The organism is Paenibacillus ferrarius (assembly GCF_002027705.1).
In the GTDB taxonomy this organism is placed as follows: Bacteria; Bacillota; Bacilli; order Paenibacillales; family NBRC-103111; genus Paenibacillus_E; species Paenibacillus_E ferrarius.
The window spans coordinates 22640-44741 of the sequence record NZ_MBTG01000043.1 but is presented as its reverse complement, the minus strand read 5'-3'; the positions used below and the strand labels follow the sequence as shown (position 1 = coordinate 44741).

Below are 22102 nucleotides of genomic sequence, written 5' to 3'. Positions count from 1 at the left end.
GAATCATAACCATAATACAAGTTCGAACCGAATGGATCACTTAGATTTGTAACATTACCTTGCATGTCATAACCATATTGCAGCGTCCGCCCATCGGGATATGTCATTTTATTCAAAGTTCCAAGTATCGGATCGTAGGCATTGCTCGTAGTTCCAGTACTATCTGTCATACTCATGCGTCGTCCTGCTAGATCGTAACCGTACGTAACAGCCTCTGCAGGAATGGGGTTACCTGATGGATCTAAAATATCTGATTGACGCAAGAAGTTTCGGCTATCATGCGTATTTTTGAATCGGGTTCCATTGCGATCTTCAATGCTGGTCTGATTCCCGTTCGCATCGTAGTACATTTTCTCGATTTTACCTGTAGCGTCTAACGTTTGGATGAGTCGGCCAATCTCATCATACGTGTTGGCTTTGGTTTTCCCATCAGGAAAAGTTGTTAGTGTTAGCTTTCCTATTGGATTGTATCGGTACCCTGTTGTCTCATTTTTTGCATTCTTGACACTCGTTAATCTTCCAACGACGTCATATTCAAAGTTAGTTATATTTGGAGGAGTCACATTTTCAGTTAATGTGCGCATATTGCCAACGTAGTTGTAATCCATCGTAGCCAGCACATTTTTTGTTGTTACGCCATTTACAACTTTTGTTTCCTCTTTTGTCATCGTACGACCAAGAATATCCAGGTACTCACCAGTTATATATCCCTCGGCGTCCGTACCCACTTTAATATTATTGATGTCGTCATATAGCACAGAAGAAATTGATCCGTCCTCCGTTGTTACTGTACTCTGGCGACTCCAATGGTCGTAGCCATAATTGGTCTTAACCCCTCGTGCATCCTGACTCCAATCCATCCGACTGTGCGTATCATAATGGTATGTCGCTTTAATAAGCTGATCATTAAAGCCTACCGCTTCTTTTAAACCAATCGGGTTCCATTTGGTATAGGACTGGACGCCAGTTTCATCGGTGATTCTAATAAAATTGTTCAAGTCGTCATATTGAATCGATATTTTACTGCCATCCGGATGGGTAGCCAAAGTAACGCGTCCCAAAGCATCGTATTGATACGAAGTGTGATAGTAATTTCCATCTATATACTTGGTCAATTTTCCGGTAGATGGATCATATTCATATTGCCTTAGAATCGTTGATGCGTTATTAGCCGCATCATGTACCGTCGTTGTTGTCTGAGTCGGGAATGCTCCCTGATACGCCAGCGAATATTGTATTTGTGTCAATGTATCGTTGACTGTTCCGTTTTTCACTCGAATCTGACCGACATTTCCAGTCGAAGTGTCAATATTTTCGTAATCTGTTTCCATTAGCAAAGCACCAGATGGACTACCGTCATAAACCTTCTGTGAAATAATTTTTGTGGGGTGAGCCGTATCCCGCGTTATTAACGTGTATTGCGTTTTCCCAGCATAGATCGGCTTGGATACACTTATCAATAGATGATTAGCATCGTAGCTATTTGTGGTTGTAATGCCTGCTGGATCCGTAGATTGCTTCACGTTGCCATAATCATCGAAGATATTCCATGTTTGTGCTACAAATGTTTTTGAAACACCTTGCTTCGATTTCGTCACCTTCGTTATATCCGGAGAAGGGAGACGCCGAGTTTCATCGTAGGTATAGTCGGTTGAGTTCGTGTAGATGGCATTGTTTTGATCTTTGGCAACAGCAGTGACGTTCATGTTGTAAAACACATCGGGCGTATCAACGTCAATATAATGCTTCTTGTTTGTAAATGTAGATTGGACCCGTCCATCATCAATTGTCGCTGAAAAACTAAGGATGTCAGCAGCATCAGTACTTCCCATATCTCCAATATAAGAGATGTCTTTACGGTTGTAGGTTCTTGATGATCCATCGGAGTAAAACACCTGATCCTCTCGCGATTTCACGCGGTAGAACTGATTCATGCCATGAGTAATATAAATACTGCCATCAGCATTCGTTCTTTTAATCTGCATATATCGAGTAACTGGTGTGTCTTCATAGGTATATACACTTTTAGCACCAGTCGGATGAGTCACTCCAGTCAGTAACGCATAAGCGTTATCCATTTCAGCAGTAGTACCTTGCAAATTGTACTTACTGCCTTTAATTTCATAATCGTAAGTGGTTACTCTGCCTATGGCATCGGTAACTGAAGCAAGTACCCGTTTGCCATTTGGCCAAGAAAATCTGTAAGTATTCGTTTGATTTCCTTTTGTTATCAAAACACTGTTATCCTGAGTGTAAGTAATAGAAATAGTGTTACCTATGTTATCAGAAATAGCAATTAGTCTGTAAGGTGCAGCACTCTCATAAAGAAATTGTATCTGATTGTTATAAGTATCAGATATTTGAATGAGTTGGCCCAAAGATGAAAAATATTGATTCGTACCATGAATGGACTTTAAGACAGAGGCAGATTTTACTCCATTGACAGTTACTGTGCTAGGATCTGAAGAAAATGTGAGATCTTTCCACGGATATCCAACCAGATTGTTATTGTCATCAATTTTATATACGCCAGATCCAGCTAAATGAAGGTACCTTCTTAAATATTTATTGCTCTCGATGTTGTATTCAATGGATGAAGTATTCCAACTCCACCCTTTGCCGATTGGATACTTTTTCTCATTGTAAGGTGTATCCGGATAGTCATGACTATCCTTAATTGTCATACTCGATAATACAGAATCAGAGGAATCATAAGTTCGACTTAGGGTAAAAGAAAGTCCGTTACGACCTGGCAGCGTAAACTCATTTTCTTGAACCGTAAGTCCGCCTGACAATGTGGATACATTTTCTTGATTCAGCCCAATTGAATAAGGGGCATCATCCGGCTTTAAGTTGACATACGAATAATCGGGTTCGATGGGCGTTGTCGTATCGGCAGCTTGTACCAAGCTTGCTTCTGCTGCACTAAAATCTTTCTCCCCTACTTCACTCCGAATTTTGCTTTCCGCATATACCGAATTATTTACGGCTTGCGGTTTTACTGTTTCTATGCTGGACTTTATATCCATATTAGAAGCAGCTTGTTTCTGGTAGGCTTGTTCAATTTCTTCTAGTGAATATCCACGATTCAACAGATTTTGAATGTCTTCATGTGTAGCTGAATAAACTTCAATGATCCTTTTCAATGACTGATTTGAACCCTTTGTTGGATCCGTTATTTTATTCCATACCTGCTGTTGGCTTTCCGCCGCATAAGAAACCTCGTAGATGTTAGACAGTGGAAGTGCGCTAACGATACACAATACAACGAGGGTCAGTAACAATATTCTTTTAGTCATTGTTTTCAATGCTGTCCCCTCCTAGTTACTATTCGTTTGTTTACCGATTATATTTCCGTTAGCATCGTACTGATAGCCAGTATTGTAATTAAGCGTATATTTACTGACCTTAAGTGTATAAGGAGTTGTGGGGCTAAAATCTCCATTGGCTCCAATGATTTTCACATAATAAACGGCACCTGCAGTCACTGGGAATATGATGTTCTCCGCCACACCTACTCCGCTTGTTACCCCAGCAACAATGAAATTCATATTCGAATCGTAAATGTAAATATCAAAATTTTTGTCAGCAGGCATCGTAAATGTAACCCGATCAATACCGGTTGTTGGAGCGGTATACTTAAAGAAATCTACATCTGTAGCAGAGCTAATAGCCGATGTATACATGGTATTGTAATTAATTGCAAAAGCTTGAGCATTTGTATTATTTGGTTCATAGGCGTTAGGGATATTCAAGTTTGAACGTGTAGCAACAGCCGACCATTCCATTCCGTCGTAGGCAGTTACCCTAAAGTTCCACGTTCCATCGGGTATAGCCGAGGTCGTGTGTGTGGCGGAACTTCCGCTTAGTACTCCTGAATCATACCCCACCGAAGCCCAATTGTCTTTTGATCCTTGAACACGGTAATTCGTTTGAGTTTGTCCGTCAACATCCGCATACGTCCATGCAAAAGTAAGAACATTGTCACTCACTTGTTGACCGTCTGTATAGGAGGTAAGTGTTAAAGTAGGAATTCTATTGGGTTTCAAATAATATATCGTTGAGAAGGCAGAGGTGCCTCCTTTATTATCTCTAACTGCGACTCTCCAACCGTATGTCGTACCCCTAGTTAAAATATTAGATGGAATCGTATAAGACGTAGAAGAAGATGTAATCCATCCGGAGTCGCTTATTAGAGTTGTCCCCGCTGAATTGTATATCTGAACATCATAAGCAGATTGCGTATCGCCAGCATCAGGGTCGGAGAAGGACCAATTTAAGACCGGTGTTATACCTGCAACAAGGGTTGGAGTCGAAGCCGATTGGTTACCCGGAGTAAGGCTGCCTGGAATGTTCGGAATATTGTCCACGGTAATAGCGCTCGTATACATTGTGCTTCCTGTTCCCCAAAGTCCATCGTTTGCTGTAATAAGTATATTACTGTAGGAACCAGCCGGAATGTTGTCTGAAAGAACATTCCACTGTAACATCCATGTTTGTGGCGAACTTGTATTTGAAACTATAGTGGATTTAGTAACCCCTGCAATTGAAGCACTTACAGTCACATTGTCATTATTCCAGTCACTGATTGTACCCGTTAATGTAATAACATTTCCTGAAACACTCTTATAAACTACTTGACTATTATAATTAATAGAATTAAACACAGGATTTACATCTAATCTAGCGACAGTGTACTGTTCTCGTCCATCTTGATCGTTCCTAGCATAGCTAATTGAATTTACATTTTGTAGATTTGGCCAGTACTGGGTTTCGTCCTTTACAACCCAATTACCAATTGACCAATCGACATATTGTCTTACTACCGTATTGTTATTATATAGAACAATGTACTGTTCACGTCCATTGCTATCGTTTCTAACATAGCTAATGGATTTTGCATTTTGCAGATTCGGCCAATACTGGGTTTCGTCACTTATAACCCAATGAGCTCCATTTGTATAATCTACATATTGCCTTTTTACCGTATTGTTACTATATAGAACAATGTACTGTTCACGTCCATTACTATCGTTTCTAGAATAGCTAATGGATTTTGCATTTTGCAGATTCGGCCAATACTGGGTTTCGTCCCTTACAACCCAATGAGCTCCATCTGTATAATCTACATATTGTCTTACAACCGTATTGTTGCTATAAAGAACAATGTACTCCTCGCGTCCATTGCTATCGTTCCTAACATAACTAATGGATTTTGCATTTTGTAGATTGGGCCAATACTGGGTTTCGTCCCTTACAACCCAATGAGCTCCATCTGTATAATCTACATATTGCCTTGTAACTGAGGGGCCCAATCCAGCGCTATTAACAAGCATGTTTGCATAGACACTGTTATAAACGGAACTAGTAACAGTTGGATTCGGTAGATTATTAAAATTATTAACTATACTACTAGAGACATTGAGTAGACCATAACCAAAGGTAGTATCTCTCCCCCCACTCCCTAAATCAATAATGTGCTGGTCTAAAGCGATACGCAACAGGCTAGCAGTGGACGTTGGACTTTGCTGTTTTAGTTGAGCCAATTCACCCGAAACAAAAGCCGCTGCCATTGAAGTTCCACTCTTAGTCATATATCCATTATTTATATAAGTACTATTTATACCGACTCCTGGAGCAACTATCTCAAGTTTACTCCCTGTCGATGAAGACACAGCACGCTGTTTGTTCTGATCTACTGCTCCAACCGAAATTACTGAGCTATATTTAGCAGGGAATTGAATCGTATCTCCGCTTCCATCCGAAGTGCCTGCATTACCAGCGGCTGCCACTACTAGCAATCCACTATTGTAGGCATTATCTACAGCATTATGAAGTGCCTGAGAGTCAACACTTGTTGTCATACTAAGATTTACAATATCCATTTTGTGTTCAACTGCCCAATCGATGCCAGCGATTACATCGGATAAATAACCCGTTCCATGCGAATCAAGAACTTTTACTGCATATAACGATGCATCTGGCGCCATTCCTATGGTACCTATATCATTGTTCTTTGCTCCGATAATACCCGCTACGTGAGTACCATGACCGGAATCATCGTTGTAAGATGTCGTATAGTCTACGAAAGATGTACCACCTTCAACCACTAAATCCTCATGATTTAATGAAATACCCGTATCTAATACGGCAACCTTGACACCTTTTCCGGTGTAACCATTGTTCCATCCGTATGTAGCTTGAGTAGCCGTAACCCCCCAGTCTGCGATCTGACCTGCCGCTTGCAACTGAATATCTGGTTCAACAGACGCCACATTGGGATCACTTTTCAGTTTTTCAACTTCATTAGATGGCATGGTGACCGTTAATGACGGTGCATGTTTGCCCTCTCTCTTTATTCTCCCCTTCTGGATTAGTGACTTGTTAACTTTCTTCTTATCTTTAAATGTTACAATGACACGTTGTTCACTATCACTCACTGCAGCTACCGATACTGGGCTATCTTGGATTAAATTAAGCTTAGAATTACCGATGCCTAATCCTGCACTAATAACTTCCTCATTACCTTTTAACGTTGCTGCCTCAACCCCTCCAATTGAAGAAATTGAAAACAGCAGCACTCCTGCCAACAAACTAGAAACCACTGACTTGCCCTTAAGCAAGGTTTTCATAAAATTGCTCCTCTCGACATATTATGGTAATAATTACTAATATAAAGGAAAAATAAGGGATAAACATCGGGCTATTTTGTCGAATAGACTCAAATTTCAATAAAGAATGCCAAAAATATGGTTAATATAGACATAATTGTAAGTAACTTATTAGGTGAAACTTCCATAATTAAATAAAAAGACGGCTCATTTCCATTTTTTGAATGGATGAAGCCGTCTATCACCACAAAAAAAAAGACCGCACACCAGCCACTCCATCGGCCTTAGCTGCGATCCTTCTCATTTTGTTTATTTCCGAATTAATGCGGATAAACAATCTCAAACTCTTCGCCGCACGGACCTCCGTTCGGATTTACCTCAAGCGAGACGGGCTGGCCGTTCTGCCGGTACAAAGGGCGATAATGATTGCTTATATGCGTTGCTGATGCATTGGCGTAATGACAAATGAATGCCCGGCGGAAGCGGTCCTTCGTTTTATTCCGATAAGAACCATGAATCAGATTGCCATTGAAAAAGAGCACATCGCCTCGCTCCATGATGACCGGCATTGCCTTCTCATCTCTAGGCGGCTTCACATAATGTGTTGTAAACGATTCCTTCGCATCGGCCAGATCCGGACATGAGAGGTCAAGCGTATTCGTCTTGGGAACTACGAGCAAACCTCCATTCTCCTCATCGGCTGGGTCGATAGCCGTCCATGCTGCTATGCAGTTGCCCGGCTCCACCTGTAGATAGAAGTTATCCTGATGAAGGGCTTGCCCGCGGGAACCCGGCGGTTTGTAATAAAACATGCTTTGCGCAGCCAACGCTTCTTCCTCATACAAATCTGCTAGCACTTCCATAATAGGCTGATGCAGCATGTAGGACTTCGCCGTCTCATTAAACCTATGCGGATGCATCACACGCGGATATCGCTTCAATGGATCTACAAGGTCCGAATGGAGATCAGGCTCGAAATAGCCAGGTATGATTTGGTGGCTTATTGCCTCAAAGGTTTCATCGATCTCCTTCAGATTCTGCTCTGAGAATAGCCCTTTCACGATAACATAACCTTCTGTATCAAAATGCTGCTTCTGCTGCTTCGTCAACCTGAACGGTGATTGCGGCATGTTCATTCCCCCCTGAATCATCATGTATTTCCTAACTTCAGCATATCGAATTCGCAGTTTGCATAGAAGTAAGAATGTTGCTAAATAGTCATACAATCCTGCTGTTTCTTGATATACTTAAAATAATTTCTCAGCATTGACTCGAAAGGAACACGAAGAAGATGACATTGGAATATCAATTTACTGAGTTGTTTGCAGGACATTATCATGAACCAGATACGTATGTCGTCAAACGGCCTCAAGGCCGGAGTGATTGGCTGGTCATGTTTACACTGGCAGGTGAAGGTTATGTACAGCGAAACGGTGAGGCGCAAACGTGCAAAGCAGGAGACCTGATCCTGTTGGCTCCCGGTACTCCCCATCACTATGGCACGCAGCCAGCCCATACCTGGGAGTTCCTCTGGTCGCATTTCCCTCCCATTTTCACAGAAACCAGTCTGCTTCCTCAGGCTGAACAGTTTTTTCTGACTTTTGAGCATGAATCCATTCGAGATCGCGTTTCTCAAGCCTTCAACCGCATATTGGCTGATTCTCGCGAGCGCGGCGAATATTGGTTTGATCTGTGCAGCAGCTCGCTAAGGGAGATACTGCTCCTCATGGCGCAGAAAACCAGACGCAAGATGGACCCGCGGATTGAGGAAGTCCTTCACTTGCTCTCGCGGTTCATGCGCGAACCGATTCGAATTGAGGATTTAGCGCGGTCTGTCGGGCTCTCTCCTTCGAGATTGTCCCATCTCTTCAAAGCCGGCACAGGCCATTCCATTATCGATACACTGAATCGGATGCGCATCCAACAAGCGGTTCTGATGCTGGAGCATAACGGCCGAAGCGCTTCGGAGGTATGTTATGATGTCGGTTTCCAAAACTATAATCACTTCACGAATCAATTCCGCAAATGGCATGGGATGACCCCAAGTACTTATATGAAAAATCAACGGTAAAATTTATTTGACAGTCGGTTAATTGCAGGATAAACTGCTAGCAAGATAACAAAAAGAGGAGGATTCCTATGACTTTTGAACATCATCTTAATAAATATGCGGAGCTTATCGTCCGTGTTGCCCTGAACATCCAGTCTGGTCAAACGCTATGGATCAACGCCCCTATTCTCCACCCAGATCTTGTGCGCCTTATCTCTCGCAAAGCCTATGAAGCCGGAGCCAAACATGTACATATAGAATGGCAGGATGAAATTTCTACCCAAATTAGATATGCCTGCGCGCCAGATGAAGCTTTCAACGAGTATCCCTCCTGGAGAGCTCAAGCGCTTACGGAATTAGCCGAAAATAACGGCGCCTATTTATGGATTGATGCGGATAACCCAGAGCTGCTCAAGGATATTGATCCTGCTCGCATTTCGGCCAATTCCAAAGCGGCCGGCCCAAAATTGCTCAAGTGGAGAGAGCATATGTCCGCTTATACAATGACATGGTCGATCGTTGCCGCTCCTTCCGAGGCTTGGGCACAAAAGGTCTTCCCTCATCTGGATGGGGAAGCAGCTATTCATGCTTTATGGGATGCGATCTTCCATGCGACACGTGTAGATCAGGCTGACCCTGTGCAAACGTGGCACGAGCATAATGCTGTTCTTCGCAGCAAAAGAGAGCAACTGAACGCGAAGAACTTCCATAAGATTCATTACCGCGCTCCAGGGACAGAACTCACCGTTGAGCTTCCTCCCCATCATATATGGCGTGGCGGTTCCGCAACGAACGGAAGGGGAGGCTTTGATTTCAATCCTAATATTCCGACAGAGGAAGTTTTCCTTTCACCGCATCGCTTGGGAACCCAAGGCGTCGTGCGCAGTACTAAACCATTAAGTTATCAAGGCAAATTGATTAACAATTTCTCGCTCACCTTTGAAAACGGGCGCATCGTCGATTATACGGCTGAAGAAGGCTATGAATCGCTCAAAGCAATGATTGAAATTGATGATGGCGCGCATTACTTGGGAGAAATCGCACTTGTGCCGCATGTTTCACCGATTTCTAGTTCTAATTTGATCTTCTTTAATACGCTGTATGATGAAAATGCTTCGAATCATTTGGCTTTGGGCAGAGCTTTCTCTACCTGCATCGAGGGTGGAACGTCCCTGACCAAAGAAGAGCAAATTCAAGCAGGACTTAACGATAGTCTGATTCACGTTGACTTCATGATTGGCTCCGCTGACATGGATATTGACGGTGAACATGCAGACGGCCGCATTGAGCCAATTTTCCGCAAAGGAAACTGGGCATTTTAATACCACAAAGAGGCTGCTCCGAAGTCATTGACTTCAAGGGCAGCCTCTTGTTATGTAGTAGAAAGGTTTTATTTATTTGGCAAACAGCTTTTCAGCGGCATCTAGCGACATCTTATTGCCGATGGCTGAATAATCGAGCCAAGGTTGATCGGCAATCGGATAAATATGACCGGCTTTAACGGCCTTAAGCCCTTTCCAAATCGGATTGGAGGACAATTGCTCAAACAACTTTTTAGCCGAATCCTCGTTGTTCACTATGACGAAAATCGCATCCGCATCATAGTCAGGAAGAACCTCTTGGGAAATCGTTTCGTACGCTTTATCAATCTTCTCAACACCGTTGGCAGGCTTCAAGCCCAAATCCGTAAACAGAATCGGTCCTAGTGGTCGCTTCATTCCCATGACACGCAGCTCTTTGGCCGTCACGCGGATCGCCATCACTTTGCCGTCTCCGATTTTGGCGTTAATAAGCCCTTTTACTTTCGTCACCTGTGTCTCGTAATCCTTGATGTACGTGTCCGCTTGCTGCTCGCGGTTGACCAGTTTGCCGATTTTCTTCAAATGGTCGCGCCATGTGCCTTCATCCAGATTGAACACTTCTGATTTGGCGATTTTTTCATATTTGGAAACATCTTTGCCCGCATACTGTTGATCTAAATAGATTACGTCGGGCTTCAATGCCAGCAAGGCTTCCATATCAGGCTCAGCTACGACACCCAGCTTCTTGGTGTTCTGCAGACGATCGGCAACATGCGGAAGAAATGCTTTCAGATCTCCCCCCATCACAGATCCGACAGGCGTAATGCCCAGTGCAAGCAGATCATTCGTCAAATGAATCGACATGGAGGCCACACGAGGCTCTTTCTCCACAGGTTTTGCCGTGCTTGTCACTGCAGGCGAGGCTGATGCTGCTGGTGCTTGCGTAGCTGCTTGTTTCGGTGCCGCAGCCTGCCCGCAAGCAGCCAGTAGAAATAAGGAACTGATAATACCCGTCAATGCTATGTTTTTCTTTTTCACAATAAAACCCCTCTGCCTCATTATTTGGATCTAACTAATAAATATAAGAAATACGGCGCCCCGACTGCCGCTACAACTACGCCCGCAGGTATCGCATTCGGCTGAAAGATCGAACGACCGATCGTATCCGCTGCAACTAAGATGACTAGTCCGATCAGACCGGCCGTCGGCAGCAAATACTGATGCATGGGACCGACCAGACGCCTTGCCAGATGCGGCGCGACCAGTCCCAGGAAGCCAATGCCTCCGGCCATGGCCACACTCGCACAGGATAAAGCGACTGCGCTCATGAGAAGCATCAGCCTTTCGCGATTGACAGCAACCCCCATGCCTGATGTAACCTCATCACCCAGCGAAAAGGCGTTCAGAACCTTCCATTTGGAGAAAACATACGGAAAGAAAACAACAATCCATGGCACAAGCGCATAAACATGAACCCAATCTCTTCCCCACACGTTGCCAAGCAGCCATCTGGAGGTAAAGCTGTACGTAGCTTCATCCAAGCGCAAGGAGAGGAAGAGCGTTACCGCACCAAACCCTGCGGCAATTGCAATACCTACGAGAATTAGCCGTATGGGGATAATCCCCTTTTGACGGTCAAATGCCAACATCACGATTAGAATAGCGGTTAGGATGCCGCCAGCAAAGGCAAAGATGGGAATAAGCATCGATGGCATCCCCTTCATGGAATGAAAGAAGCTAACGAAAACTATTAAACCAAAAGCAGCTCCTGCATGAAGGCCAAGAATTCCAGGATCTGCGAGACCATTGCGGGTAATGCCTTGCAGAATGGCACCGGAAACGCCAAGACCAAGGCCGGCGAGCATCGTAATGAGAATTCGGGGCAAACGATATTCAAACAAAACCAACTGACTATCCGGGCTTCCCTGCCCTAGGAACGTCTGCCATACTTCCAGCGGCGATAACCGAATGGAACCTGTATTCAGGCTGATCATAACGACCGCCACGCTCATTAGCAGCAGGCAAATGCCAACAATGACGCTTTTGTTCCTGCGATCAAACTGTTTGTGGGAAAACACTTACAATCCCCTCCTTTCTTTCCGAGCCAAATACAGAAAGAAAGGTACGCCCACCAACGCGACCATCAAGCTAATCGCCAGTTCTTTGGGAGGATGAACCATACGTGCGCCCAAATCAGCAAGCACCAGCAAAACAGCTCCTAACAATCCGGATAACGGGATAATATAACGATAATCCACGCCAACAATCCTTCTTGCAATATGCGGGATAACAAGTCCCACGAAACCTATGGATCCCACAGCAGACACCCCGACACCTGCAAGAATAACGGCCAATAGGATACCAAGCAGGCGAATCCGCTTTGTTTTAACCCCCAAACCAACAGAAACCTCTTCCCCCAAAGAAATCAAGGAAACAGAACGGCTTATCAGCACAGCACCCACGATAGCCAGTAGAATCATTGGGACAAGCAGCTTCAGATGCTGCCATTTCACTCCAGCCACCCCGCCCGCATACCAAAAGGCAAGATCTTGGTTCAGGTTATAATAGATGGCAATGCCTGAGCTAAGTGAATGCAGCAGTGCAGCTACAACCGATCCTGCCAAGGTCAACCTTAGAGGCGTCAAACCGCCTGGTGTAGAGGCACCCAGCAAGAAAATAAATGCCGTACTGAGCACAGCGCCGAGGAATGAGACCAACATCAGCATGGAATAAGGCATATCCGGGAAGAAAGCGAAGCTTAACGCAACCATGAACGTTGCACCTGCATTAATCCCTAAGATTCCCGAATCTGCTAACGGATTGCGCGTAATGCCTTGCATCAAAGCGCCTGCTACCGCAAAGCCTGCTCCGATAATCGCCGCACCGAGGACCCGAGGCAGTCGTAATTCATGAATAATCTGATGTGTGGTCAGCTCCGGATTATAATGAAAAACCGCAGACCATACGGTACTGAGCGTCAAATCCTTAGCCCCGTAAGAAATCGCGATGAACATTATGAATAGTAAAGCGATGATCGTTAGGAGACCTATCCCTCCATTAGTAAGACCATTCATGTTTGCACGACTCAACTTCATGGATAGAATCCGTACCTCTCATTAATATTGATAATCATTATCAATAAAGTAATTATAGAAATCTCTCGTGATTTCGTCCATGACATATTCAAAGATATTATCCTTGGATTATTTTTGGATCTAGATATGGCGATTCGATAATGTCGCGTTAGACAACAACGATATCGCTTTCTCCAGAAGCTGCTCAATCGCTTGAGGCGCATACACCATCCATTCTTCCCATGGCAAAAGAAAGTAGCGCCCCTGTCTGATCGTCGGCAGACGCAGCCAAACGGGATCTGTCCGCAGCTGCTGGCGTAGTTGACCCGCCGCTTGTTCAGATGAAGTGAAGAAAAGAATATAGTCCGACTCATACTGATTCATATCCTCTGGGTTAACCGTCAACCAATTGAAATTCGTACCCGCGCGGTGCTGACTCATCTCATGGGCCAGTCGATCCGGTGGCGTTAATTCCAAAGAACGATAGAAAATATGTCCCACATTCCGGGCCCCATATATTCTCAAACCACTGCGTGTCATTCTGCAAATCGTTATTGATGGGCTTCCGAGCGTTTTCTGAACCCGCTTCCAGGCCAGCTCCGATTTATACGCATGACGTTCAATCCATTCCTTCGCGGCTTCTCTACGGCCCACAAGCTGCCCGATTGCTTCCAGATGATCGAATACATCCTGCGTCGCCCACGGAATTGAAATAATAGGTGCAATATCACTGATATGCTCTCTCGCTTTCAGCACAACATTATCTTTGCATATAATCAGATTTGGCTTGACTTCCAGGAAGGCCTGTCTTCCGATTTCCCAGGCATCCTTGGCATGAAGCGGCAGCGATAAGGAGGTTGCATTCACAGGCAAATAAGGTGCACGATGAAATTGCGCGGCCGTTGGAACAATGCCTAACGTTTGCAAATGATCTGTATAGGGATAAGACAAAGAGACGATACTCGCCAAAGGCTCATTGGCATATTGCGTAGGCGCAGAACCAGCATTCTCCTTGAATCGCCGACTGAAATAAAACTCATCGCGATATCCGACAAGTCCGGCTAAATCTTTAATCTTCGGTGCTGAGACAAGCAAAATTTCCTTCGCCTTATTCATCCGGACTTGCGTAAGGAATTCAATCGGCGTTTTATTCATCTTTTGCTTGAACCGCTGCGAATAGTAAGCTGGATGCATCCCTGCAAGCTCAGCAAGCTTGTCCAAGTTCAAATCTGTTGCATAAGCGTCCTGCATATATTGAATAGTCAGCTGGATCGAGGCATCCGCATCCTTAGGCGCGGTAATTTCTGGCGGTTGTTCTTTAAGAATCAGCTCCAGCAATTCATAGACATATTGCTGACGCAAATGTTCTCTAACACTTGATACGCCATAAGCGGATGCAAGCAATTGTATTTTACGCTGAAACAACAGCAAATCCGCTTGCAGCAAGCCCTGCACCGGGAAATCGAGCACACGGTCAAAGACCTTGCGCAAATTCGTTATCTCCCCGATGCGAAATAGTTCGAATTCAAGCTGATAGATCAAGCTGTGTTCATTGCCCGACAAATTCAACGTCTGCGCGCTCATTCCAGGCAGCAGCAAACAGAGCGTTTTACCGTAAATCGGGATTTCTTCCTGATTCATAAGAAGCTGACCTCTTGTTTTTACGAAAAAAAGCAATATATGTTTATCAGCCTTTTCTACTTCAAATTTCCAATTAGCTGTATAGGTGATCACTTCAAGTTTGCTCAGCTCCAGCAAGGTACCCGCTAGATACGTTTCTTGGTTTAAATCGCTATTCAAGTCAAATCCCACCTTCACCGAATCAGTGATAACCATTCTCATAATAGTATAACATATCGGAACCAGGTTGGCTGTTACAAAAACAAATTGAATTCAAATAACCAATGCAGGCAGCCTTACATATAATGAAACATATACGTACTCACGAAATAGCTGGTAATCTAATAGCGATAAGACAGCATGATTTTTTGTTTACTGGGAATCTTAGTCAAGAGGAGTTGATCGTATGAGTACCATACCGAAAATTAGTGCGATTAGCGTGCCATTTGATCTAGGGGCAGGCCGACGCGGAGCCAGTAAAGGACCCAAAACCATCCTGCAAGCTGGATTGTTGCGCGGTTTGCAGCAGATGGGCATCACTGCCGAGCATACAGGTGAAATTAAGCTGCCTGATGACCAAGCCACTCCCTTAGCTGCTGAAGTGGATCATACCAATCTCAAGTATTTGGCAGAAGTGGTTGAGGTGAACACAAGACTGGCGAAGGAAGTTTCCAAGGTCGTTCAGCAAGGACATTTTCCACTTATTCTAGGTGGCGATCATAGTATAGCTATTGGAACGATAGCTGGATTATCCGAGCATTACACGAACTTGGGCGTCATCTGGATTGATGCTCACTCTGATCTGAATACAGCGGAAACGAGCCCTTCGGGCAATATCCACGGGATGTCGTTAGCCGTTAGTCTAGGCATGGGACACCCGCTATTAACAGAGATCCAAAACAAGCAGCCTAAACTCAAACCAGAAAATATCGTCCTCATCGGATCGCGCTCATTGGATGAAGGCGAGAAGAAACTCATTCGTTCCCTCGGAATCAAATGCTTCACCATGTATGATATTGATCGCAAAGGCATGGCACATGTCATGCAGGAAGCCATTGATTATATAAGTACCAAAACAGACGGCGTTCATCTTAGTTATGATGTAGATTCGCTTGATCCATTGGAAGCTCCGGGCACAGGAACGACAGTCAAAGGCGGCCTCCATTTCCGCGAAGCTCATCTGGCTGTAGAGATGCTCGCTGAAGCAGGCATTGTAACTTCCGCTGAATTCGTCGAAGTAAATCCGCTTCTGGATGATAATAACAAAACGTCCCATTTGGCTGTAGGCTTAATTAGCTCCTTGTTAGGCAAGCAGATTCTATAAGATTATAGTCCGCTGCATGCAACGCCGCTGAAAGAGGCTGTCTCAAGTAACATTGTTGATCAGTTTCAATCGTTAGACAGCGGCATATTGGAATAACAACGTATACCGATTACATTCGCTTCATTCTGAGGAATCTCTCCTTTTGTTCAAATGGTTGGGTGGTACCCCCATTTTGCCAAAGAGAGATTTCTTTTTATTATTCTCTTAGGTCTTTCAGACTTTTGATACAGCCTCTTGCTTGTAGCCTCTTGGAAAGTGATTTTTTCGCATTTCACTGGATATACTCCAGTCAAAGTAGCATTTCAACCTCCTTAACCCGATAACACTGTAGTAATTCCAGTGGAATTGGGGCTTGCGGCCTCTAGGAAGGCGATTTTCTTGCATTTCACTGGATGAACTCCAGTCAAAGTAGCATTTCCTCCTCCTTAACCCAACAACACTGTAGTAATTCCAGTGGAATTTGCCAACAGTTTGGGGTTGGGGTTGGGGTTGGGGTTGGGGTTGGGGTTGGGGTTGGGGTTGGGGTTGGGGTTGGGGTTGCACTTGAATAGGCAGTCGCAATGCCTATTGGGTTGTCACAGCTTACATATGCGGGGATGCTGACTTCCTGCACACCGGGGGATTTTTCCGACTTGCTGAATATGGAAAATACAGGTAAACTATAGAGGGAATTACACTAACATATAGGAATAATTACACTTTGGAGTCTACGATGAAAACTTTGAATAACAGAAACTTATTTATATTTTTAGGTTTATTTTCGATCATTACAGTAAGTGTATACGAATTTTTCAAGGATAAAACGTACTATGAATTTCTGATCTGGAATCTATTTCTTGCTTGGATTCCTTATCTGTTTGCTTTGGCAGCCTATTACATCCACAAGCAAAAATCTACGATTTTGCAAGTCAGCCTCTTGTTGGTTGTCGCGCTTGGCTGGTTGTTGTTTCTGCCCAACTCGCCTTATGTGTTGACAGATTTTATCCACTTAACGATTATGAAACATACGTATGCACAGAACGGCACTCTCACTTATCGCTATTGGTATGATTTTTATACCATCTTTTTATTTGCCTGGAATGGCCTCTTGCTGGGCTGCAGTTCCATGTACATCATGCATCTTATCGCCAGAAGAATGTTCAATGCTTTACTGTCATGGATCGGAATCGGAGTGACTTCACTCCTGTGCGGGTATGGGATTCTATTAGGCAGAAAATATCGTTTGAACAGCTGGGATGCCTTGTTGGACACTAACATTTGGGGTGTATTGCGAATGACCTTGAGCAGAGAATCCTTCCTCTTCTGTTTCGTAGTGGGCCTTGTTGTTTTGCTGGTTTATGCAACCTTCTATTTCATCATCAATGGCCTAGGAACAAACGCAAGATCCGATCAGCACCACTGATATTGGAAAAGAAAATGAGCTAAGCGGCTTATACCTGCTTAGCTCATTTTTTGGCTTCCGCCGCCGCTAGGTTGCAGGCAAGCAAGAAAGAGCTGCCCTCTAGGTGATTAACCTAGTGAGGCAGCTCATTCTATAAGTGTATGCGCTTAGTCTGTAAGCTGCAGCAGTCTTTCTCCGGCAATGCCGGGCGTCGTCATTTGAATTGGATTGAGGATTTCTTCAATCTCCTCTTGGGTGAGCAGCCCGCGCTCTAAGATTAGCTCTTTGAGCGTCATGCCGGTGCGCACCGCTTCTTTGACCAACTGCGCGGCGACCTCGTAGCCGAGATGCGGATTCAACGCAGTGACGATGCCGAAGCTCTGCTCCACATAGTTCGCGCAGCGTTCACGGTCGGCCTCCAAGCCTTCGATGGCGAAGCGCTCGAAGACGCCTGCTGCGTTGCGCAGGATTTTCAGCGATTGCAGCAGGTTGAAAGCGAGAACAGGCCCCATGACGTTAAGTTCGAATTGTCCAGCTTCGCACGCCAAGCAAATTGTGTGGTCGTTTCCGATGACTTGGAATGCCACTTGATTCACAACCTCAGGCATTACCGGGTTCACTTTCCCCGGCATGATGGATGACCCTGGCTGTCTTGGCGGCAGCTTGAGCTCGCCTAGACCCGCGCGCGGGCCTGAAGCCATCATTCGAATATCATTGCAGATCTTCGAAAGATTAACCGCGCATACTTTGAGCGATGCAGAAAGCTCCGTATAGGCATCCATATTCTGAGTGCCATCAACCAAATGCTCCGCCAGTACGATCGGGATGCCTACTTGTCCTTTCAGATGAAACATGACTCGCTCTACATACTCCGGCTTGGCATTAAGTCCCGTTCCTACGGCAGTTGCCCCCATATTCACAGTGAGCAGCCCTTGTGAAGCCTGTCGAATCCGGTTAACATCACGCTGCAAAACACGCGCATATGCGCCAAATTCTTGACCTAGTCGAATCGGAACCGCATCCTGAAGGTGGGTACGCCCCATTTTAATAACATCATCAAATTCCGTTTCCTTACGCGCAAAAGCGCTCTGCAATGAACTGAGTGCCTCTATCAACTGCTCGGATAACCGATAAGCCGCAATTTTGATGGCTGTAGGAATAACGTCGTTGGTGGATTGCGACATGTTCACGTGATTGTTCGGATTACAGTGAAAATAATTGCCTTTTTCCTCGCCCAGAAGCTCTAACGTGCGATTGGACAGCACTTCATTCATGTTCATATTAATCGAAGTACCTGCTCCGCCTTGAATCGAATCAACAATAAATTCCTCAAGCAACTGACCTTCCCGCACTTCTTCAGCCGCTTTGACCAGTTGTTCGCCAATTTTCCTTGGGAGCATATGCGTATCCATGTTGGCCAGTGCAGCCGCTCTCTTTACTTCGGCAAGTGCCGTGATGAGTTCTGCGTGAATTTTCACACCGGTAATGGGGAAGTTCTCTACGGCACGCATCGTTTGAATGCCATAATAAGCCTGGGCTGGAACTTGCTTTTCACCTAAAAAATCTTTCTCAATGCGAGATGTCATCGTACACACCGTTCCTTTGTCTGGATAAAGTATACTTCTCTTGTTGACTCTTCAAATCTAACATCATCTGTTATATTTTTCAATTGTTAGTCTCAACTTTCGTATGCGGACAGCTCGGTGAGTAATTATTTTTTTGGGACGAATACCAATAGTGGCAGCGGCTAAAGCTATGAACATGGTTATTTTTAGCTTAATTGCCGAGGATATGCGTTCCAATTTTTTTATATGAAATTCCCATAATAGAAGGTTAATGGCACTGATTGTACGCGGGGAATACAATGCATTATACGCTCATGTTGTGATCAGGTTACTTCCAGCTGCTCGCCACCGGAGTAATCTGACCAAGGAGGAATAGGTTATGGACACGAAGAGTTCCAACATTATCAAACAAACCGAAAAATACGGAGCACACAACTACCATCCACTACCGATTGTAATTTCAAAAGCTGAAGGCGTTTGGGTCGAGGATCCGGAAGGCAATCGCTATATGGATATGCTAAGCGCATATTCCGCTTTGAATCAAGGACATCGTCACCCCCATATTCTCAAGGCGCTGTATGAGCAGGCCGAGAAGGTTACCTTGACATCCAGAGCTTTTCACAGTGAGACCTTAGGAGCATTCTATGAAAAATTAGCCCTTTATACGGGGAAACCGATGATTCTCCCCATGAATACAGGAGCTGAAGCTGTTGAAACAGCGATTAAGGCTGTCCGCCGATGGGGCTACGAGGTGAAAGGCATTGAAGCTGATCAAGCTGAAATTATTGTTTGCACGGGGAATTTCCACGGTCGGACTGTGACGATCACTTCCTTCTCTTCGTCACCTGAATATCAACGGGGCTTCGGGCCGTTTACTCCAGGTTTCCGCATCGTCCCCTATGGCGATATCGAGGCTCTTAGAGCTGCCATAGGGCCCAGTACGGCTGCGTTTCTGTTCGAGCCCATCCAAGGCGAGGCCGGCATTGTTATTCCGCAGGAAGGCTACCTGCGGTCCTGCTATGAGCTATGCCAAGCGAATAATGTCCTGTTCGTAGCGGACGAAATCCAAACAGGATTCGGCCGCACTGGCCGCCGCTTTGCCAGCGATTGGGAAGGCGTAACGCCGAACCTGTACATCATGGGCAAAGCGCTTGGCGGCGGGGTGTTTCCAATATCGGCCGTCGCCGGTGATCGGGAGGTCCTTGAAGTTTTCGAGCCTGGCTCGCATGGCTCAACGTTCGGGGGCAATCCGCTCGGCTGCGCCGTCGCCATCGCAGCACTTGAAGTGCTTGAGAACGAACGGCTGGCAGAGCGTTCGGATGAGCTTGGCACTTATTTCCTGAAGCGGCTGCAGGAAATCAAGCTGCCTCTTATCGCCGAAGTGCGCGGCCGCGGTCTGTTCATCGGTATTGATCTTACAGTTGCCGCTCGTCCCTACTGCGAAGCTTTAAAAGCCAAGGGGCTTCTATGCAAAGAAACTCACGAGCATATTATACGTCTCGCCCCTCCATTGACGATTACTAAAGAGGAACTGGACTGGGCTTGGCAGCAAGTAGCCGATGTCCTTCATCAGGCCGAATAAGCAGATCACCTCTTGCCGCCAGCAAGGCCGGAAAGCGGCTGTCGTAAAAATCATTTTTGAACCTATCAAAAAACGCCTCCTTCCACTCTTGTGCAGCGGTTTTGGAGGCGTTTTTGCATGTTGCTGAGGAATCGTTCATACACGGATACCCTTGTATTTCGGAAAACAGTTGGCAATAGGGTTATACCTGTCTTTCTGTTTATACACACTTTCATGGTGGATTGGCTTAAGTAGCTTCAGTTTGTTGAGTTTGTTGAGTTGGTGGAGTTGGTGGAGTTGGCTGGGGTAGCTTGAGTAGCTTGAGTAGCTGGAGTAGCATGGGTAGCTTGGCCCGCTTGGGTCGCTTGGATTAGCTTGGGTCGCTTGGGTAGCTGGAGTAGCTGGGGTAGCTTGGGTAGCTTGAGTAGCTGGAGTTGCTTGGGTAGCTGGAGTCGCTTAAGTAACTTGAGTCGCTTGAGTAGCTGGGGTAGCTTGGGTAGCTTGGGTAGCTTGGGTAGCTTGGGTAGCTTGGGTAGCTTGGGTAGCTTGAGTCGCTTGAGTTTGCTCATGCAGGCAGATGGCCGCTGGCCCGTCTGCCTATTTCACGTAATTCCTGCAATTATGCATCCTTTTCGGTATGGATATGGGGAAAATAGGGAAAAGCCTGCGATTATGCATCCTTTTGAAGCTATTTCAGCATTGCTGGATGGAAAGGCCGAAAATACCTGCATAATCGCAGGTATTTTCATTTTTCACCCGATTTCGCTGAAAAAGCCTGCACTTTTGCAGGCTTTTCGAAATCAATGAGCCGCGGATTCCGTCTATAAAGGCGGCGCATCGCTAACGATGGCTTTGGCTGAGCCTCATTCAATCCCACAGGCCTCTTAATTTTTTGAAATGCGATCATTTCTTCAACTTTACATCAAAAGAGGCTCTAAGGCCGAGCACGTTCGTATCCTCTTGTCTATATTACTTCATTCCTGTCTTTGTCTCGTTATCCCTTCACAAATGTCAGCGTTCCAAATCGCTGAGGAATATGAAAGTTGACTTCACCCGTTGGAGACCACGCGGCATAGTGCCGCTGCCCTTCCACATCGTCATCAATCCGATAAAGGTTCCAGCCCCACTCAGCACCGGGATTTGGCGTAGGCTGTCCCAGATCCGCAAAAGGGAAGCGCAGATCGTAAATCCGCCAGCCGTCCTCTCTCAGCCATACTTCCGTATGGAAACCTAGCGCATCCCATGACACATCAACCTCTTTGTCCCCAACCAAATCGTTGTGGATCAGCGCGTCAAAGACTACGTTCCGAGGACTCACCTCGAACTCATAGTAGACACTGCCCGTACCGACGGTATCGATGAACACCTCAACGACATCCTCCAAATAAAGCGGATCATCCCGACGCTCCATCGTCGCCACCACATGATCATCCTCGCATTCGAAACGAACATGCAAGGCTTCCTTGGTCCAACAAGCTCGAAATTGCGTCGCAAGTCTAGGTTTCTGCCCTGTCACAACTTCGCTCAGCGAATGAGCCTGTATTTTCTCCCAAGGAATATTCAAAACCTCGATAAAGCCGCATTCATAGTTCATCCTAGTCATCAATTTGTCTCC

Annotated in this window: 15 protein-coding genes; 6 read left to right on the top strand and 9 right to left on the bottom strand. The window is 45.3% G+C overall.

What is annotated here, in order from left to right; translation table 11 throughout:
* The 3 genes from BC351_RS32145 to BC351_RS32135 form a co-directional block, all read right to left on the bottom strand.
* Positions 1-3299: RHS repeat domain-containing protein (locus BC351_RS32145; RefSeq protein WP_482811869.1), on the bottom strand; the 3299-nt coding region annotated here is incomplete at its 3' end.
* A gap of 21 nt (positions 3300-3320) precedes the next feature.
* On the bottom strand, positions 3321-6632 hold the full coding sequence (locus tag BC351_RS32140; RefSeq protein ID WP_079418762.1) for a S8 family peptidase: 3312 nt from the start codon (positions 6630-6632) through the stop codon (positions 3321-3323).
* A gap of 299 nt (positions 6633-6931) precedes the next feature.
* Entirely contained in the window at positions 6932-7741 is an 810-nt protein-coding gene (locus BC351_RS32135) for a phytanoyl-CoA dioxygenase family protein (RefSeq protein ID WP_079418760.1), read from the bottom strand.
* Positions 7742-7902: 161 nt separating this feature from the next.
* Between BC351_RS32135 and BC351_RS32130 the strand changes: the two genes are divergently transcribed.
* Positions 7903-8682 carry a helix-turn-helix domain-containing protein gene (locus BC351_RS32130; RefSeq protein ID WP_079418758.1) on the top strand — a complete coding sequence of 260 codons (780 nt, stop codon included), beginning with the start codon at positions 7903-7905 and terminating at the stop codon, positions 8680-8682.
* A gap of 68 nt (positions 8683-8750) precedes the next feature.
* Entirely contained in the window at positions 8751-9983 is a 1233-nt protein-coding gene (locus BC351_RS32125) for an aminopeptidase (protein WP_079418756.1), read from the top strand.
* A 72-nt stretch (positions 9984-10055) separates the two neighbouring features.
* Here BC351_RS32125 and BC351_RS32120 read toward each other — a convergent pair whose 3' ends face one another.
* The 4 genes from BC351_RS32120 to BC351_RS32105 form a co-directional block, all read right to left on the bottom strand.
* Complete coding sequence (locus BC351_RS32120; protein ID WP_425270955.1) at positions 10056-11000, bottom strand: iron-hydroxamate ABC transporter substrate-binding protein; 945 nt, start codon at positions 10998-11000, stop codon at positions 10056-10058.
* A 20-nt stretch (positions 11001-11020) separates the two neighbouring features.
* Positions 11021-11974 carry a FecCD family ABC transporter permease gene (locus tag BC351_RS32115; protein ID WP_079418766.1) on the bottom strand — a complete coding sequence of 318 codons (954 nt, stop codon included), beginning with the start codon at positions 11972-11974 and terminating at the stop codon, positions 11021-11023.
* A 66-nt stretch (positions 11975-12040) separates the two neighbouring features.
* A complete protein-coding gene (locus BC351_RS32110) occupies positions 12041-13057 on the bottom strand; it encodes a FecCD family ABC transporter permease (RefSeq protein ID WP_079418752.1) in 1017 nt (338 codons plus the stop codon).
* A 120-nt stretch (positions 13058-13177) separates the two neighbouring features.
* Positions 13178-14836: an AraC family transcriptional regulator gene (locus BC351_RS32105; protein WP_158082306.1), complete on the bottom strand. Its 1659-nt coding sequence runs from the start codon at positions 14834-14836 to the stop codon at positions 13178-13180.
* 226 nt (positions 14837-15062) lie between these two features.
* Here BC351_RS32105 and rocF point away from each other — a divergent pair, with 226 nt between their 5' ends.
* Both rocF and BC351_RS32090 read left to right on the top strand, forming a co-directional pair.
* Positions 15063-15980, top strand: coding sequence for an arginase (rocF, locus tag BC351_RS32100; RefSeq protein WP_208629876.1), 918 nt, complete (start codon positions 15063-15065; stop codon positions 15978-15980).
* 712 nt (positions 15981-16692) lie between these two features.
* The gene (locus BC351_RS32090) at positions 16693-17382 is read left to right on the top strand and encodes a DUF1361 domain-containing protein (RefSeq protein WP_079418746.1); all 690 of its coding nucleotides are present in this window, start codon (positions 16693-16695) and stop codon (positions 17380-17382) included.
* A gap of 146 nt (positions 17383-17528) precedes the next feature.
* On the opposite strand, the gene aspA is transcribed toward BC351_RS32090, so the two are convergent.
* A complete protein-coding gene (aspA, locus tag BC351_RS32085) occupies positions 17529-18947 on the bottom strand; it encodes an aspartate ammonia-lyase (protein WP_079418744.1) in 1419 nt (472 codons plus the stop codon).
* A gap of 358 nt (positions 18948-19305) precedes the next feature.
* Here aspA and BC351_RS32080 point away from each other — a divergent pair, with 358 nt between their 5' ends.
* Positions 19306-20508, top strand: coding sequence for an ornithine--oxo-acid transaminase (locus BC351_RS32080; protein ID WP_079418742.1), 1203 nt, complete (start codon positions 19306-19308; stop codon positions 20506-20508).
* 444 nt (positions 20509-20952) lie between these two features.
* Complete coding sequence (locus BC351_RS32070; RefSeq protein WP_144028590.1) at positions 20953-21294, top strand: hypothetical protein; 342 nt, start codon at positions 20953-20955, stop codon at positions 21292-21294.
* A gap of 187 nt (positions 21295-21481) precedes the next feature.
* Here the strand turns inward: BC351_RS32070 and BC351_RS32065 are convergent, their stop codons facing one another.
* On the bottom strand, positions 21482-22090 hold the full coding sequence (locus BC351_RS32065) for a carbohydrate-binding family 9-like protein (RefSeq protein ID WP_158082305.1): 609 nt from the start codon (positions 22088-22090) through the stop codon (positions 21482-21484).
* Positions 22091-22102 lie beyond the last annotated feature (12 nt).

What these genes read in the sequence shown, in the direction of transcription:
- BC351_RS32135 (WP_079418760.1), bottom strand. Translation starts at nt 7,741, where the DNA reads ATGCCGCAATCACCGTTCAGGTTGACGAAGCAGCAGAAGCAGCATTTT.
- BC351_RS32110 (WP_079418752.1), bottom strand. Translation starts at nt 13,057, where the DNA reads ATGAAGTTGAGTCGTGCAAACATGAATGGTCTTACTAATGGAGGGATA.
- aspA (WP_079418744.1), bottom strand. Translation starts at nt 18,947, where the DNA reads ATGACATCTCGCATTGAGAAAGATTTTTTAGGTGAAAAGCAAGTTCCA.
- BC351_RS32080 (WP_079418742.1), top strand. Translation starts at nt 19,306, where the DNA reads ATGGACACGAAGAGTTCCAACATTATCAAACAAACCGAAAAATACGGA.
- BC351_RS32115 (WP_079418766.1), bottom strand. Translation starts at nt 11,974, where the DNA reads ATGAGCGTGGCGGTCGTTATGATCAGCCTGAATACAGGTTCCATTCGG.
- BC351_RS32065 (WP_158082305.1), bottom strand. Translation starts at nt 22,090, where the DNA reads ATGACTAGGATGAACTATGAATGCGGCTTTATCGAGGTTTTGAATATT.
- rocF (WP_208629876.1), top strand. Translation starts at nt 15,063, where the DNA reads ATGAGTACCATACCGAAAATTAGTGCGATTAGCGTGCCATTTGATCTA.
- BC351_RS32130 (WP_079418758.1), top strand. Translation starts at nt 7,903, where the DNA reads ATGACATTGGAATATCAATTTACTGAGTTGTTTGCAGGACATTATCAT.
- BC351_RS32140 (WP_079418762.1), bottom strand. Translation starts at nt 6,632, where the DNA reads ATGAAAACCTTGCTTAAGGGCAAGTCAGTGGTTTCTAGTTTGTTGGCA.
- BC351_RS32125 (WP_079418756.1), top strand. Translation starts at nt 8,751, where the DNA reads ATGACTTTTGAACATCATCTTAATAAATATGCGGAGCTTATCGTCCGT.
- BC351_RS32090 (WP_079418746.1), top strand. Translation starts at nt 16,693, where the DNA reads ATGAAAACTTTGAATAACAGAAACTTATTTATATTTTTAGGTTTATTT.